General features: G+C 66.8%; 11 protein-coding genes. 3 read left to right on the top strand and 8 right to left on the bottom strand.

Translation table 11 applies throughout. From position 1 onward, the window contains the following. Together AB0N05_RS33245 and AB0N05_RS33240 are read right to left on the bottom strand one after the other, a co-directional pair. Positions 1 to 1407: an AarF/ABC1/UbiB kinase family protein gene (locus AB0N05_RS33245; protein ID WP_364701323.1), complete on the bottom strand. Its 1407-nt coding sequence runs from the start codon at positions 1405 to 1407 to the stop codon at positions 1 to 3. Positions 1408 to 1413: 6 nt separating this feature from the next. After that, positions 1414 to 1926 (bottom strand): Imm42 family immunity protein, encoded by a 513-nt coding sequence (locus AB0N05_RS33240; protein WP_364701321.1) that lies wholly within the window; start codon positions 1924 to 1926, stop codon positions 1414 to 1416. Positions 1927 to 2313: 387 nt separating this feature from the next. On the opposite strand from AB0N05_RS33240, the gene AB0N05_RS33235 reads away from it, so the two are divergent. Continuing rightward, complete coding sequence (locus AB0N05_RS33235; protein ID WP_364701319.1) at positions 2314 to 3270, top strand: serine/threonine-protein kinase; 957 nt, start codon at positions 2314 to 2316, stop codon at positions 3268 to 3270. A 41-nt stretch (positions 3271 to 3311) separates the two neighbouring features. On the opposite strand, the gene AB0N05_RS33230 is transcribed toward AB0N05_RS33235, so the two are convergent. From AB0N05_RS33230 to AB0N05_RS33215, 4 genes are all read right to left on the bottom strand, one after another. Further along, on the bottom strand, positions 3312 to 3566 hold the full coding sequence (locus AB0N05_RS33230) for a hypothetical protein (protein ID WP_364701317.1): 255 nt from the start codon (positions 3564 to 3566) through the stop codon (positions 3312 to 3314). Between the two features lie 88 nt (positions 3567 to 3654). Continuing rightward, on the bottom strand, positions 3655 to 4746 hold the full coding sequence (locus tag AB0N05_RS33225; protein ID WP_364701315.1) for a hypothetical protein: 1092 nt from the start codon (positions 4744 to 4746) through the stop codon (positions 3655 to 3657). 55 nt (positions 4747 to 4801) lie between these two features. Beyond that, positions 4802 to 4987: a hypothetical protein gene (locus tag AB0N05_RS33220; RefSeq protein WP_364701313.1), complete on the bottom strand. Its 186-nt coding sequence runs from the start codon at positions 4985 to 4987 to the stop codon at positions 4802 to 4804. Positions 4988 to 5008: 21 nt separating this feature from the next. Continuing rightward, a complete protein-coding gene (locus AB0N05_RS33215; RefSeq protein ID WP_364701311.1) occupies positions 5009 to 5155 on the bottom strand; it encodes a DUF1059 domain-containing protein in 147 nt (48 codons plus the stop codon). A 114-nt stretch (positions 5156 to 5269) separates the two neighbouring features. Here AB0N05_RS33215 and AB0N05_RS33210 point away from each other — a divergent pair, with 114 nt between their 5' ends. Both AB0N05_RS33210 and AB0N05_RS33205 read left to right on the top strand, forming a co-directional pair. Then, complete coding sequence (locus AB0N05_RS33210; protein ID WP_364701309.1) at positions 5270 to 7312, top strand: M3 family metallopeptidase; 2043 nt, start codon at positions 5270 to 5272, stop codon at positions 7310 to 7312. Positions 7313 to 7363: 51 nt separating this feature from the next. Continuing rightward, positions 7364 to 7726 (top strand): YciI family protein, encoded by a 363-nt coding sequence (locus AB0N05_RS33205; RefSeq protein WP_364701307.1) that lies wholly within the window; start codon positions 7364 to 7366, stop codon positions 7724 to 7726. Between the two features lie 7 nt (positions 7727 to 7733). Here AB0N05_RS33205 and AB0N05_RS33200 read toward each other — a convergent pair whose 3' ends face one another. Together AB0N05_RS33200 and AB0N05_RS33195 are read right to left on the bottom strand one after the other, a co-directional pair. Continuing rightward, positions 7734 to 9080 carry a M1 family metallopeptidase gene (locus AB0N05_RS33200; protein WP_364701305.1) on the bottom strand — a complete coding sequence of 449 codons (1347 nt, stop codon included), beginning with the start codon at positions 9078 to 9080 and terminating at the stop codon, positions 7734 to 7736. Continuing rightward, a complete protein-coding gene (locus AB0N05_RS33195) occupies positions 9077 to 12961 on the bottom strand; it encodes a Pls/PosA family non-ribosomal peptide synthetase (protein ID WP_364701303.1) in 3885 nt (1294 codons plus the stop codon). The genes AB0N05_RS33200 and AB0N05_RS33195 overlap by 4 nt, the downstream gene beginning before the upstream one ends. Between the last annotated feature and the right edge of the window lie 211 nt (positions 12962 to 13172).

Raw genomic sequence — 13172 nt, 5'->3', positions numbered from 1 at the left:
TCACGCCGACCGGATCGGGCTCTCGAGACTCTTGCGCGTGCGCCAATCACGGTGCAGCAGTCCCAATTCCGTGACCGGCTCCGCGCCGAAGAGCCACTCCCGCGCGATCTTATGCCAGTTCGCGGTGGCCCCCAGATGTCCCAGCGTGCCGCAGGTCCAGAACTCGACCCGCCGGGAGAACAGGTGCTCGGGCGGCAGTACCTGACGATGCATCCCGGTGAACTCCGCCAGGCGTGGGTCGAGCGCGTGCAGCAGCGCGGTGCTGGCGAGTTCCGGGGTGAGCGTGATTTCCTCGTCGATCAGCGACCAATCCGAGGCGGACAGCACATAGTTGTATACCTGCTCGGCGCTCACCATCGATTGATCCTCGATCACGCCGCGCTCGATCATGAGCTTGTACAGATCGTCGTAACGATCCTCGGCGGCCGCACGCAGACAGGTGGCTTCGAAGGCGATGTGCTCGGGGGACATTCGCTTGTACAGGCCGAAGTCGAGGAACACCACCTTGCCGTCGGCGCGCAATAGAATGTTTCCCGGATGCGGATCACCGCAGAACTCGGCCAGTTCGAAGAGCGAGCCCACATAGAACCGGTAGATGATCTCCCCGATCCGATTGCGCTCGGCCTCCGGCAGCGCGCGGATGGCGTCGAAATCCAGTCCCGGTGAGTACTCGGTCACCAGCACCCGGCGGCTACTCAACTCCGGAAACGCTTGCGGCACAGTGATGAACGGGTGGTCGGCGTACATGTTCGCCACATGCTGCTGGGTGCGCGCCTCGAGCGGATAGTCCAGCTCCGTCTCCAGACTGCTGCGGAGCTCATCGAAGACCGCGCGGGTGAATCCGGGCAGCGCCTGCTTCATCAATGACCGCAACAGGCCCAGATTCTGAAGGTCGGCGCGTACCGCCAGATCGATTCCGGGGTACTGCACCTTCACCGCGACCTCGGTGCCGTCGGCGAGCTTGGCCCGATACACCTGCCCGATCGATGCTGCCGCAATGGGTTTCGGATCGAACTCGGCGAACGCGTCCTCCAGCGGCTTGCCCAGATCCTCCTCGATGACCCGGCGCATATCCTCGAATCCGACGGCGGGCGCTTGATCGAACAGCGTCGACAGTCGTTCCTGGAACACCTCCCGATGCCGGGGCGGCACCAGACCCAGATCCAGCAGCGACAGCAGCTGGCCCGCCTTCATGACCAGGCCCTTCATATTGCCGAGCACGAACACCACCTGCTCGGCCGCCCGTATCACCGATTCATCGGCCAGCCTGGCCCGGACCTCGGCAGATCTGCCGATCATCGAGAGCTTGGTGCGGCGCTTGCGAATCGCCTGCGCGGCCACCACCGCGCCCACCTTCGATCCCCGTGCCAGCCGCGATGTCGATACCGGCTTCGCCGAATCGGCCATTGCTGATCATCCCCTCTGCAGTGCGTCCAGGAACTCGTGCAGAACCTCCGCGAACTCTCCCGGGTGCAACCGGAATTCATCGAGCTCCGGCCGGTCCACCAAACCCCAGATGAGTCGCGAGCTCTTCTCGCCCTCGATGACGAAGACGTCCCACGGATCGAAGACCTCGGTCCGCGGGCTCACGAAGAACGGCCAATAGTGTGCGCCATCGGCGGCGATCTCCGCATCGGATCGATCATCATCGGAGAACAGGGCCCGGGTGATGATGTGCGCCACCTCCGGCGCGGGCAGGTCCATGAGTTCGGGACTGATCCGGGCGTCCTCGCGTTTGAGCAGCCGCTCGACCACGGCCGCCAGGTCGCCGATCGCTGTCGTCGAGTCATACCGGCCGACCGGCGTACCGCCACACCACCATCGGATTCGACCGAACATCCATCGCCTCAGTTCGACATCGCCGCCGGGCACGGCCTCGAGTTCATACTCGATCGCGAAGCGGTCGCGGTCTCCAACCAACATCATCGCACCTCCTCGAGAGCCCATGAGGAACAACGCAACACCCGGTCGAGCCGCGTGGGTCCGACGCTAGGGGGCGCAGCATGCGTGATGCACAGGTGTCAATCGGCGTGCGGGTCGTTATGGCTGGTCAAGGCCGCGTCACAGTTTTCCGGACCGGAATCCGGAGTGCTCGGGCTCCGCGGGCGTGATGGGGGCCGTCGCGCCGGTCCGGCGCTCGGCGGGCGCTGAAAGGGCCGTCCGGATTCCGGAGCGGATAACCCGAAAACACCCTGTGGACTGCGCATTCGGCGTTCCGGTCCGGTGTGCGGGCGGATCGGGACGGATTCGGCGCGGACTATGGCAAGTGCAAACGAAAGTCTGCTTTGCCGTCTGTTGAAAGGTGTTGGGGGGATGCGACTAGAACCGGGATCCGTCTTCGCGGGCTGCACGATCGAACGGTTGCTCGGCTCCGGAGGTATGGGACGGGTATACCTGGCTCGGCACCCGCGCCTCCCGCATCGGATCGCGCTGAAGGTGCTCAATGAATCGCTCAATGACGATGCCAAGATCCGGGAGCGCTTCCTGCGCGAGGCGGCGCTGGCCGCGCGCCTGGATCATCCCAATATCGTCGCGGGGTACGACCACAGCGGGCCCGAGGACGAGGAGCTCTGGCTGGCAATGAAATTCATCGACGGCGGGGACGTCGCGGCACTCATCGCCGCCACCCACCGCCTTGCGCCCCGCCGCGCCGTGCAGCTGATCGCGGGTGCGGCCCGCGGTCTCGACCACGCGCACCGCGAGGGCATCCTGCATCGCGATGTGAAGCCCGCCAATCTGCTCATCGAATCGGTCGCCGGCGTCGAGCAGGCGGTGGTCAGCGATTTCGGCATCGCACGCACCCTCGACAATGCCGCCACCATCTCCGGTGTCGTGGCCAGCTTCGCCTACGTGGCCCCGGAACGCTTCCGCGACCAGCCCCCGGACCCCCGCACCGACGTCTACTCGCTCGGCTGCACCCTCTTCGAAATGCTCACCGGCCAGCCACCATTTCGCCGCACGGACCCCGCAGCCCTGCTGGCCGCTCACCTGACCGAAGCCCCACCCCGCCCCTCCGACCTGCAACCCACCCTCCCCCGCGGCCTGGACGCCGTGATCGCCACCGCCATGGCCAAAACCCCCGCCGACCGCTACCCCACCTGCACCGCCCTCGCCGACGACGCGGCCGCCATGTCAGGCGGCCGCCCGCGCCGCATCACTCCCCGCCCGCGCCCCTCCGCGGTTCTCACGAAATGCGTTTTCGGAGACAATATTCCGACCGAGGTCCCCGCTTGGCGGCACGCCACCACCAACCTGGCCCGCGCGGTTTAGATTGTTACCGATACCGCTGAGATATCCCGCCACCTGGCCGATTACTGACTGGGTTGCGGAACATTGACATTGCAATCATTCACCTTGGGATTCGCCCCGACATAATTCAGCGGCCCGGCGAGAATGGTCACAGCAATGGTTCCGGTACTTGCGCAGTTAGTGGGAGCGCTATCGTAGTAGTGCCTCTGACCTGCTGCGATCGCACCGATTATGAGCCACACGACCACAATGATCGCAACGATTCCGCCGATTCCGGTCCCGCCGCGCAGTCTACTGCGATATCCATACTCTGCCATGATGATCGTCTCCGTCTTTCGTGTATCCGTCTCTCGGGTGTCGCGGATATGTATCTCGCTTGCCCGCGCAGCGACGAATGAAACACGACTACGAAGAGTGGAGCCAGAGACGGGAGCGGTCCTTGTCGGTGGTGGCCAGGAGCAGACCCGACGGCACGACGGACACTCGGGCATTGGATGCCGCTACCGGTAGTGAGATGTCCTGCCAGTTAGCACAATTCGTGGTCAGCGACACCAGGTGGGCGGTGCCGTCGAGCTTCAGGACCGCGAGCACCTGTTGGTCTCGGACCATGACCTGGAGGGTTTCGACGGCCCCGGCACCCGGACCGGTGACGGCGGGGGCATCGGGGGTGGGCCAGCAGAGGATGTGCGGGGAGGTTCCGATGGTTTGGCCGAATACCGTGCAGTTGTCGGCGGCGCAGCCTACGCGGGTGGCTGTTGCGCCGGTGCCGGGGAGTTCGATTCGCTGCCACGCCGTGCCGTCTCGGGAAGTCCATTCCAGCGGGTGGAGCGCGCCATCGCGCTGGGTCGAGCCTACGATCACGAATCCCGTTGTGCTGGAGGCGACATCGGAGGTGCCGGTTTGTTCGCCCGGGGCCGAGGCCAGGGCCGGATCGTCGGTTCGGCGGTTCCAGGTCGCACCGTCGGTGGAGGTCCAGATCGCGGCTCCGTAGCGGCCTTCGGGGCCGTCCCAGGCGCCTATGAGGAGGTTGGTGTGCTCGCGAGAGGCGGCCGCGGTCACGGCGATCGCATGGATGCCGCCGAACATTTCGACGATCTGGGGATGTTCCTCGAGGCCGTCGGTGCCACCGGCCCAGATTGTCATGCGCGGGTTCGCGTGCGCGCCGCCGAAGGCTTGGCCGAGAGCGACCACCTGGTCGCCTCGTCCGGCCGAAATGAATTCCGCGGCAAGGGCGTAGCCGCTGTGCGGCTGGACGGGGACGGTGTGCCAGCGGCTGCCGTCGGTGGAAGTCCAGGCCGCCGGTGCGCGCCCGTCGCCGGAGGGCACCGATCCCAGCGCCAGCACGCCCTCATCGAGGGGGACGAAATCCAGGATTCGCGCTCCGGCCGCGGGGACGGGCAACTCCCGCCATGGCGAATCCGACGTGGAAACCGTTGTGCCCCCGCTGTATCCGGCCAGCAGGGCGAGGGCCGCCACTACGATGAGAGCCCGTTTCATCCCACCCACTGTGCCAGAATCGGCCCCGGCGTCGGCCGGTTCCGCGGCGATTCGATCAACGCTTGCGCAGACCGAAGCCCGCCGACACCAGACCCACGAGGACGACCAGCGGCCCGATGATCGCCCAGATGCCCTGGCCGTTCATGCCGCCGCTCTGCCCGAGCAGGTCGAGCCCCTGCAGGGTCCAGATCACGCCCATCAGCACGAGCAGTGCTCCGACTATCAACCAGACCCAGCGCATAGCGACTCCTCGGTGTCGAAGTCAGTATGCGATGAACAGGATCTCGTCGCGGGAGTATTCGTGGCCCGGGTGATTCTCCTTCAGGTGGGCCTGGGTCTTGGTGACCAGGTCGTCCTCGTCGGTGCCGACAATGGTTTCGCCGCAGGGGCAGTTCAGGTTTCGCTTCATGAGGTGTCCCTTCTTCTCGTTCGACAGCCTAGGCGGCCCGGGCCGGATGCGGGTTGCGGGCACCACATCGGAGCTCTGAGATCGCAGTCAGCGGTCCCGGCATAAGGTCGGGGTATGACGAGCAACCCGTTCTTCGAGCCCAGCACGCTGCCCTACCAGTTGCCTCCGTTCGCCGACATCCGCGAGGAGCACTATCTGCCCGCGTTCGAGCGTGGGATGGCCGAGCAGCTGGCCGAGATCGCGGCGATCACCGCGCTGGACGGGGAACCCACCTTCGCCGATACCGTGGCGGCGCTGGAGCGTTCCGGGACGCTGCTCACCCGGGTGGCGAATGTCTTCTTCAATATCAGGAGCTCCGACTCCGGACCGGGGACCGATGCCATCGAGACCGAGATCTCGCCCAAGCTCGCCGCGCATGAGGATGCCATTCATCTCGATGCCGCGCTGTTCGCCCGGATCGAATCGCTCTACAACCGCCGGGATGCGCTGGGGCTGGACGCCGAGGAAGCACGGCTGCTGGAGCAGTACCGCACCCGATTCGTCCGGGCCGGTGCCCGGCTGGACGCGGCGGGTCAGGCCCGCCTGCGTGAACTGAATGCGGAACTGGCCACGGCGAGCACCGAATTCGGGCAGAACCTGCTCGCCGCCACCAATGCCGCGACGGTGATCGTGGACAAGCCCGAGGAACTGGCCGGGCTGTCATCGGCCGCGATCGCCGCCGCGAGTGAGAACGCCAAATCGCTCGGGCATCCCGGAGCCTGGGCACTGAGCTTTCAGAACTTCTCCAATCAGCCCGTACTCGCGGAACTGTCCGATCGGGATCTGCGCCGGAGGGTGATGGCGGCCTCGCTGGCGCGCGGGTTCGGTGCGGGCGGCAATGGTGCGCTCGCGGTTCGCATGGCCGCCCTGCGGGCCGAACGCGCCGCACTGCTCGGCTACCCGGATCACGCGACCTACTCCGTCGAGGACCAGACCGCCAAGACCGCCGAGGCCGTGGAAGAGATGCTCGGCCGGGTGGTCGGACCGGCGGTGGCCAATGCCGAGCGCGAGGCCGCCGATCTGACCGCGGCCATGCACGCCGCCGGATCCGACACCGAACTCGAATCCTGGGATTGGCAGTACTGGTCGGAAAAGGTTCGGGCCGAACGCTTCTCGGTCGACGCCGACGCACTGCGCCCCTACTTCGAACTCGATCGGGTCCTGCGCGACGGCGTCTTCTTCGCCGCCGGAAAGGCCTACGGAATCACCCTCGAGGAACGCCCGGATCTGGTCGGCTACCACCCGGAGGTCCGCGTCTTCGAGGTCTTCGACGCCGACGGCACCGCCCTGGGCCTGTTCCTCGGCGACTTCTTCACCCGCCCATCCAAGCGCGGCGGCGCCTGGATGAACCCGCTGGTCAGCCAATCCCGGCTGTTCGACACGCAGGCCGTGGTCGTCAACAACCTCAATATCGTGAAGCCTCCCGCCGGTGAACCCGCCCTGCTCACCTGGGATAACGTCCGCACGCTCTTCCACGAGTTCGGCCACGCCCTGCACGGCCTGTTCTCCGACGTGACGTACCCGTACTTCTCCGGCACCGAGGTCCCCCGCGATTTCGTGGAGTTCCCGTCGCAGGTGAACGAGATGTGGATGGCCCAGCCCGAGGTATTGGCCAACTACGCCAAGCACATCGAGACCGGCGAGGCCATGCCCGCCGAACTCGTCGAGCGCATGGAGGCCGCCGAGCGATTCGGCAATGGCTTCCGCACCGTCGAATACCTCGGTGCGACACTGCTGGATTGGGCGTGGCACCGCGTGCCCGCGCCGGAAGCGCTGACCGGCGTGGACGCCGAGGCCTTCGAGGATGAGGCACTGCGCAAGGCGGGCGTCGCCCTCGCGGCCATCCCACCCCGCTACCGCACCGGCTACTTCGCGCACATCTTCGCGGGCGGCTACGGCGCGGGCTACTACTCCTACATCTGGAGCGAGGTCCTGGACGCGGACACGGTGGACTGGTTCAACGACGGCGCCGCCTCGATCCGCGAAAAGGGCGAGGCCTTCCGCCGCGAATTGCTTTCGCGCGGTGGCTCGGTCGACCCACTCGAGGCCTTCGCGGCCTTCCGAGGCCGCGCCCCCGAGATCGAACCGCTCCTCATCCGCCGGGGCTTGGTGAGCTGACAGATCGCCCGATCGGTCGTGGCGGCCATCGATTCGGTCCATGCTGTGACCATGAAATTCATGGTGCTGATGTATGCGGATCCGGCGGACACTCGAGCCATGTCCAGCGCGGCCCGCGAGGATGTGGCCCGGCGGCACGAGGCATTGCATGCCGATGTGCCCAAGGCGATGCGCAATGGCGCCGGGCTCGCCTATCCGGATGCCACCATGACCCTACGACTTCAGAATGATCGCCCGGTCGCCGTCGCAGCACCGCTGACCAGCAATAAGGAGCAACTGACCGCGTACTACGTCATCGAGTGCGACAACGTCGACGAAGCGGCCGCCATCGCCGGTCGGACCCTCGACTTCCACGTCACCGCCGTGGAAGTCCGTGAAATCCATGACCACTTCGGTATGGAGGTCGCCGAGTAGCGGCCGCTCAGCCGACCGAAGCGCTCCCCGCCTGTGGCAGGTGTGGGAGCGGCTTCGAGTAGAGCCACGAATCCCATAGGGGGCGTAGGGAAATCGCGCTGTGATGGCCTGCCAGGTCGGTGAATTCCTCGGTGGTGACCGAGGAGTGGCGGTAGCGGGCCGTCCAGTCGTGCAGGAGGTCGAAGAACTTCGTGTCGCCGAGTTGCAGGCGTAGCGAGTGCAGGGTGAGTGCGCCGCGCTTGTAGACGCGGTCGTCGAACATGAGTTGCGGGCCGGGGTCGCCGATAATGATGTCGTGGCGATTGCGAGACAGGTTCTGCCAGGCCGCCTTCGCGAGCTGGTCGGCGCTGGGGCCGCCGCCCGCCTCGGACCAGATCCATTCGGCGTAGCAGGCGAAGCCCTCGTGTAGCCAGATGTCGCGCCATTGGCGGACGGTGAGGCTGTTGCCGAACCATTGGTGGGCCAGCTCATGGGCGACCAGGCGTTCTGCGCCGCGATTGCCGTCGCAGTGGTTCGCGCCGAAGATCGACATGCCCTGGGCCTCGATGGGGATCTCCAGCTCGTCGTCGGTGACGACGACGGTGTAGCTCTCGAAGGGGTAGGGGCCGAAGCGCTTCGAGAATTCCGCCATCATCTGCGGCTGGCGGGCGAAATCATGTTCGAAGTTGGTGCGCAGGCGCGGCGGCACCAGGGCGTGCATGGGGACCGGCTGCTGTGCGGAGCCGACCCGGTACTTCTGGTACTGGCCGATCTGAATGGTCGCCAGATAGGTCGCCATCGGCTCGGGCTGTTCGTACACCCAGGTGGTCTGGCTGGCCTTGGTCTGCTTGCGGGTCAGGGTGCCATTGGCGAGCGCGTAGTACGGCGAGTCGGTGGTGATCGAAATCCGGTAGCTCGCCTTGGAACTGGGATGGTCGTCGCACGGGAACCAGGACGCCGCGCCATTGGGCTGGCTGGCCACCAGCGCGCCGTCGGTGAGCTCCTCCCAGCCGACCTCACCCCACGGGCCGCGCACCGGATGCGGTGTGCCCGCGTACTGCACGACGATCGAGAGCACCCCGCCCGCCGGAATCTTCTGCGCCGGAGTGATGGTCAGCTTGCCGTCGCGATGCGTGTAGCGCGCCACCTTGCCGCCATTGACCAAAACCTTTGTGACGCCCAGTGATTGCGACATGTCCAGCGCGAATCGCGGCTGCACTTCGGTGGTGACGGCGGTGATCGCCGCCCGCCCGGCGAGCCGATTGGCCGCCACCTTGTACACCAGCTCGAGCTCATACCGCGAGACCCGATAGCCGCGATTGCCATTCTGCGGCAGATACTCGTCGATCGGGTCCTCGTAGAACTTCCCGGTCATGAGTTGCTCACCTCCGAATCCGGCCACGGTGCAATGGGATTACCCCACCAGCGGGTCGAACGCGGCACCGTATCGCCGCGCATCACGAGCGAGGCGGGGCCCACGGTGGCTCCCGCGCCGATGGTGGACGCGGGCAGCGCGACGCAATGCGGCCCGAGGGTCGCACCCGCTTCGAGGATCACCGTGTCCATGGCCATGATCCGATCATGGAACAGGTGAGTCTGCACGACACAGCCGCGCTCCACGGTCGCCCCGTCACCGAGGGTCACCAGATCGGCCTCCGGCAGCCAATACGACTCGCACCACACCCCGCGCCCGATCTTCGCCCCGAGCGCGCGCAGCCACACATTCATGACCGCGGTCCCGGTCGCGGCGCGCGCGAACCACGGCGCGGCAACGGTTTCCACGAATGCGTCGGACACCTCATTGCGCCACACGAACGAGCTCCACAGCGGATACTCGACCTTCTTGATCCGCCCGACCATCGCCCATTTCGCCGCCACCGCGACCACACCCGCGAACAGACCGGCGGCCATCAGCACCAGCCCGCACACCAGCGCCGCGAACCAGTACCCGACCGATTCGGCCAGCCACGCCAGCGCGAACAGCACACCGAGACCGATACCGAACGTCACCATCACCGGAATCAACCGGCAGGTCTCGACGATCCCGCGAAACACCTTGAGCTTGAGCGGCGGATCGAAGGTGCGCGCGGAATCGGAGCCACCGGCCGTGCGCCGCAAGCGCACCGGCGGACTGCCCAGCCACGACGATCCCGCCTTGGCCTTCTCCGGCGCGGCCGACAGCACCGCGACGAGGCCGTTCTTCGGCACCCGGCGACCGGGCGCGGTCATCCCGGAGTTGCCGAGGAAGGCTCGCTTGCCGACCTTGGCGTCGCCGATGCGCAGCCAGCCGCCGCCGAGTTCATAACTTGCGATCATGGTGTCGTCGGCGAGGAACGCACCGTCGGAGACGGTGGTGAACTTCGGAATCAGCAGCACCGTCGAGGCTTCGACATTCTTGCCGATGCTCGCCCCGAGCAGCCGCAGCCAGACCGGCGTCAGCAGGCTGGCATAGAGCGGGAACAGGAAGGTCCGCGCGGAATCCATCAATCGCTCGGTCGTCCACACCTGCCAGCCGACCCGGCTGCGCACAGGGTAGTAACCCCCGGTGAGCCCGATACTGAGCACCCGCACCGCGAGCAGTGTCGTCACCGCGAACACGACGAGACACAGCAGCGTGGCCACCGGCAGGATCGCGAACGCATGCCCGAGCGCGACCGTCAGCGTCTCATCGCCGCGCACCCACCAGGCGATGAGCCCGCCACCGGCGGCGAGGGCGAGAATCGGCATGGCGGCCAAGAGCATCGAGGTGATACCGAAGATCGCGATCCAGTGCACGGCCCGTGGTGGCGTCCGCGCGGGCCAGGGATGCTCGGCCTTGCCGACCTTCACCGCGGGCGACCCCGCCCACTCCTGGCCCGCCTTGACCTTGCCGCCCACCGCGGAACCCGGGGCGACAACGGCATTCTTGCCGATCACGGTGCCGGGCAGCAGAATCGAACGCGCCCCGATCACCGCGCCGGGACCGATGCGAATGGCACCGATATGCACGCGATCCCCGTCGATCCAATGACCTGACAGGTCGACCTCCGGCTCGATGCTGCACCCGTCGCCGAGTTCGAGCATGCCGGTCACCGGCGGCAGGGAGTGCAGGTCCACGCCCTTACCGATGCGGGCCCCGAGCGCCCGCGCGAATGGCACCATCCACGGTGCGCCGGAAAGGTTTTCCGCACCGCTGGCCTCGGACAGCCGAATCGCCGCCCAGAGTCGCAGATGCACCTGCCCGCCGCGCGGATAGGTGCCGGGTTCGACGCCACTGAGCAGCGTCCGCGCGCCGATCACGCAGATCGCCATGCGGCCGGGCGGGGAGATGAAGACCAGGAATCCCGCGAGCGCCCACCACCAGGACAGGTGCGGCATCCACGGAATCGCGCCGGACCAGCTCGCGATATTGGTGACAATGCCCAGCCAGGTGAGCCACTGCAATCCGGTGAGCGTGGTGAGGGGGATGGTCGCGAGAATCTGCGTCCACTGCGCAAGTCGCGGAGTGGGTGTCACATTGCGGGTTTCGGCGGCGGCGACCGGTGCCGAGGCATCCAGGAAATCGGCCAGCGACCCCAGTCGCGGATGGTCGTACAGGTCGGCGACGGTCACCTGCGAGAAGCGTTCGCGCAGCGCGGTCACCAATTGCGCGGCCGACAGCGAGCCGCCGCCGATATCGAAGAAGTCGATATTCGCACCGCTGATATCGGCTCCGAGAATGGAATTCCACAGTCCGGCAACCCAGGCCGCGGTGCCCTCGAGGCCATGCTCGACCTCGGTCTCGCCGACCGGCAGCGGCCAGGGCAGCGCATCGCGATCGACCTTGCCCGAGGTGCGCGTGGGCAGTTCGGGCAGCACGGCCAGCCGGGGCACCAGGGCGGCGGGCAGCTGTTCGGCGAGCAGCGTGCGGGCCTTGTGCAGATCGAATTCCGGGTCGGCGCTCGCCAGATAGCCGACCAGAATCTTATTGCCCGCCTTGGTGGTTCGCACCGTGGCGGCCGCCCCGCTGACACCGGGCAGGTTCTGCAGCGCAGTATCGATCTCGCCGAGTTCGATGCGCCTGCCCCCGATCTTGACCTGATCGTCGGCGCGACCGAGGAAGAGCAGTCCGGCGCTCTCATTCCGAACCAGGTCGCCACTGCGATACGCGCGCTCCCAACCCAAAGACGGCATGGGCGCGTACTTTTCGGCATCCTTGGCCGGATCCAGGTAGCGGGCCAGGCCGACGCCGCCGATCACGAGTTCCCCGGTCTCGCCCTCCCCCATCGGATTCGACTCCGCATCGACGACGGCGAGATCCCAGCCATCGAGGGGCAGCCCGATCCGCACCGGAGGTTCACCGGTCAATCGCGCCGCACACGCCACCACGGTGGCCTCGGTGGGCCCATAGGTATTCCACACTTCGCGATCGGCCGATCCGGCCAGCCGCTCGGCGAGTTCGGGCGGCACCGCCTCGCCGCCGAAGATCAACAGCCGCACCGCTTCCAGTGCCTCGGCGGGCCACATGGCGGCCAGCGTCGGCACCGTCGACACAATGCTGATCTCGCGGCGCACCAGCCACGGCCCCAGATCCATCCCGCTGCGCACCAGCGCGCGCGGTGCGGGCACCAGGCACGCGCCGTGCCGCCAGGCCAGCCACATCTCCTCGCACGAGGCGTCGAAGGCGACCGACAGCCCCGCCAGCACCCGGTCGCCGGGCCCGATCGGGTTGTCCTGCAAGAAGAGCCGCGCCTCGGCATCCACGAACGCCGCCGCATTGCGATGCGTCACCGCGACACCCTTCGGCGTCCCCGTCGACCCCGAAGTGAAGATGATCCAAGCGTCGTCCTCGAGCGTGGGCGTAGCCGCCGCATCGGACGCGCTCACGCTTCCCTGCTGCGCCGAAATGCCCGCGCCGGTGACGATCGCACCGACCTTGGCCTCGCCGAATACGAGCTGTGCCCGCTCATCCGGATCATCGGCATCCACCGGCACATACGCGGCCCCGGCATGCAGCACCGCGAGAATCGTCACGTACAGCTCGCGCGACCCCGACGGAATCCGCACCCCGACCCGATCACCGGCGCGAATCCCGGCCTCCCGCAAACGCTCCGCGGTCTCGCCGATCTCCTCGAGGAGTTCGCTGTAGCTGAGGCTGACCACGCCGTCATCGATGGCCGCCGCATCGGGATGCGCCGCCGCGGTCTCCGCGAGAATATCGACGAGCGTACGAGGCGGTGGAGCCTCGGCCGAACGCAGCAACGGCAATAGTGCCGGTACCTCCGCCTGGAGTGCCACGTCCTGCCCACCTTTCCATTGGATACCCGGGGTCGTGTGCTGTTCGTTGTCTCACGCCAGGGTTACCAATGCGCAAACGCGGTGCCTACCGTGTGTGACCGTCCCTGTTTGTGCCCATTGTCCCAGTCTCAGGTGTCCGACCTGCACAGGGCACCACGGAACGTCCTCGGTGTCGAATAGCTGAGGGGCCGCTGCTAGACTGAGCGCCAAC

It is taken from the genome of Nocardia sp. NPDC051030 (assembly GCF_040683015.1).
Classification (GTDB): domain Bacteria; phylum Actinomycetota; class Actinomycetes; order Mycobacteriales; family Mycobacteriaceae; genus Nocardia.
The sequence above is the reverse complement of the archived record's forward strand: the minus strand, read 5'-3'. Positions and strand labels throughout refer to the sequence as shown.

Excerpts from the sequence above, each read along its gene's own strand:
- AB0N05_RS33245 (WP_364701323.1), bottom strand. The coding sequence starts at position 1,407 with ATGGCCGATTCGGCGAAGCCGGTATCGACATCGCGGCTGGCACGGGGA.
- AB0N05_RS33240 (WP_364701321.1), bottom strand. The coding sequence starts at position 1,926 with ATGATGTTGGTTGGAGACCGCGACCGCTTCGCGATCGAGTATGAACTC.
- AB0N05_RS33235 (WP_364701319.1), top strand. The coding sequence starts at position 2,314 with ATGCGACTAGAACCGGGATCCGTCTTCGCGGGCTGCACGATCGAACGG.
- AB0N05_RS33230 (WP_364701317.1), bottom strand. The coding sequence starts at position 3,566 with ATGGCAGAGTATGGATATCGCAGTAGACTGCGCGGCGGGACCGGAATC.
- AB0N05_RS33225 (WP_364701315.1), bottom strand. The coding sequence starts at position 4,746 with ATGAAACGGGCTCTCATCGTAGTGGCGGCCCTCGCCCTGCTGGCCGGA.
- AB0N05_RS33220 (WP_364701313.1), bottom strand. The coding sequence starts at position 4,987 with ATGCGCTGGGTCTGGTTGATAGTCGGAGCACTGCTCGTGCTGATGGGC.
- AB0N05_RS33215 (WP_364701311.1), bottom strand. The coding sequence starts at position 5,155 with ATGAAGCGAAACCTGAACTGCCCCTGCGGCGAAACCATTGTCGGCACC.
- AB0N05_RS33210 (WP_364701309.1), top strand. The coding sequence starts at position 5,270 with ATGACGAGCAACCCGTTCTTCGAGCCCAGCACGCTGCCCTACCAGTTG.
- AB0N05_RS33205 (WP_364701307.1), top strand. The coding sequence starts at position 7,364 with ATGAAATTCATGGTGCTGATGTATGCGGATCCGGCGGACACTCGAGCC.
- AB0N05_RS33200 (WP_364701305.1), bottom strand. The coding sequence starts at position 9,080 with ATGACCGGGAAGTTCTACGAGGACCCGATCGACGAGTATCTGCCGCAG.